The following is a 1864-nucleotide window of genomic DNA, read 5'->3' on the forward strand; positions in this document are numbered from 1 at the left end:
GGGGCGGGCCGCGCCGCCCGGGCTGCGCTGACCAGTGCGCTCGCGGGCGGTGCGGCCCCGGGGTGCGGACGCGGGGCGCGGGAAGGGGTCCTGGTTGCTTCCCGCGCCGGCCGGTCCGCCGACAGTTGGCCTGAGTGGGACGACTCGTCGTCCCGTTCGGATTCCTCCCCCGCGCCGTATGGGCGAAACCACCCGTGATGCGGTGATTTGCCCGAGTCCGTGGACCAGGGTGATCGAACCGAACCCCCGGCCCGGCGGACTCCTCCGGCCCCCGGCGGGTAGCGTCATCCCTTGACGGCCGTGGCGGGTCCCACGGCGTCCCGCCGGCTCGGCGGTTCAGCGGGGAAGCGGTGGTAGCGAGGATGGCGCGGGGCGGAAAGGCCTTCAAGGCCGTGGCCAAGGGCATGGCCGTGGTGGCCAGCGCGGCTGCCGTGATCGAACGGCGTCGACGCGCCGCGATGGCAGCCGATCCGCACGAGCTCCACGTACCGGTCCTGGCCGAGGCGGTCGGGCCGGTCCCGGTCCCGCGTGCCGATCCGGCGCCGGCCGCCGATCCGGCCGGGAGCGCCCCGGCCCCCGGGGCCACCGCGACCGCGCCGGCCGCGGCAGCGCCGCCGGGGGCACCGGCGGCCGCCCCGCCCGCACCGGCCGCCAACGCCGCCCTCGGGCGGGAGTACCACCCGGGCCGGCCCGCCACCCCCGCCGAGGCGGTGCCGTGGGGGCTCCGGGTGGCCGCCGAGTCGACCTGGCGGCTGCTGCTGCTCGGGGCCGCGCTGTACGTCGTCTTCTACGTCGTCGACATGCTGCGGCTGGTCGCCTTCTCGGTGCTGGCCTCGCTGCTGATCTCCGCGCTGCTGGAGCCCTCCGTCTCCTGGCTCCGCCGGCGCGGGGTGCCGCGCTCGCTCGCCGCGGGCGGGGTGTTCCTGAGCGGACTGGCCGGGATCGGGCTGGTCGGCTGGTTCGTGGTGTGGCAGGTCACCACCAACCTCCCGGACGTCACCAACCAGGTGAAGACCGGTGTCAACCAGCTGCGGGACTGGCTGGTGACCGGACCGCTGCACCTGACCCAGCAGCAGATCACCGACTTCGCCAACCAGATCACCAAGGCCATCAGCACCAACAGCGACCAGCTCACCTCGGCCTCCATCACGGGCGCGCAGATCGCCGTCGAGGTGCTGACGGCGCTGCTGATGACCTTCTTCACCACCTTCTTCTTCCTCTACGACGGCTCGCGGATCTGGAACTGGGCGCTGCGCGGCCTGCCCCGGCACTCCCGCTTCGCGATGGCCGGTGCCGGCCCCAAGGCCTGGATCACGCTCACCGCGTACGTGCGCGGCACGGTCTGCGTGGCCTTCATCGACGCGGTCTGCATCGGTGTCGGCATCGAACTGCTGGGCGTGCCGCTCGCCGTACCGCTGGCCGTGATCATCTTCCTGGGGGCCTTCGTCCCGCTGGTCGGCGCCCTGGTCACCGGTACCGTCGCGGTCCTGATCGCCCTGGTCACCCAGGGGCCGTGGACGGCGCTGATGGTGCTGGTGGTGCTGATCGTGGTGATGCAGGTGGAGAGCCACATCCTCCAGCCGCTGATCCTCGGCCGGGCCGTCCGGGTCCACCCGCTCGGCGTGGTCCTCGGCGTCGCGGCCGGCGGCATCATCGGCGGCATCGGCGGCGCGGTGGTCGCCGTCCCGCTGATCGCCGTCACCAACACCGTGGTCACCCACCTGCGCCGCCGCAACGAGGCCGGCCAGGAGGTGTTCACCGCCCTCGAAGCCGCCCGCGAGGCCGCCGAACGCACGGCGGCGGCCCACCCGGCGCAGCCGTCCGAGCCGGCGCAGCCGTCCGAGCCGGCGCGGTCGTCCGCGCC

1 protein-coding gene is annotated in these 1864 nt (G+C 74.4%); it reads left to right on the forward strand.

Features of this window, described 5'->3' with window-relative positions:
* Positions 1–362: 362 nt before the first annotated feature.
* Positions 363–1864, forward strand: a 1502-nt coding sequence (locus ABT247_RS33295) for an AI-2E family transporter (protein ID WP_350750319.1), incomplete at its 3' end; no start/stop codon positions are given.

The organism is Kitasatospora sp. NPDC001539 (assembly GCF_040298565.1).
Classification (GTDB): Bacteria; Actinomycetota; Actinomycetes; order Streptomycetales; family Streptomycetaceae; genus Kitasatospora.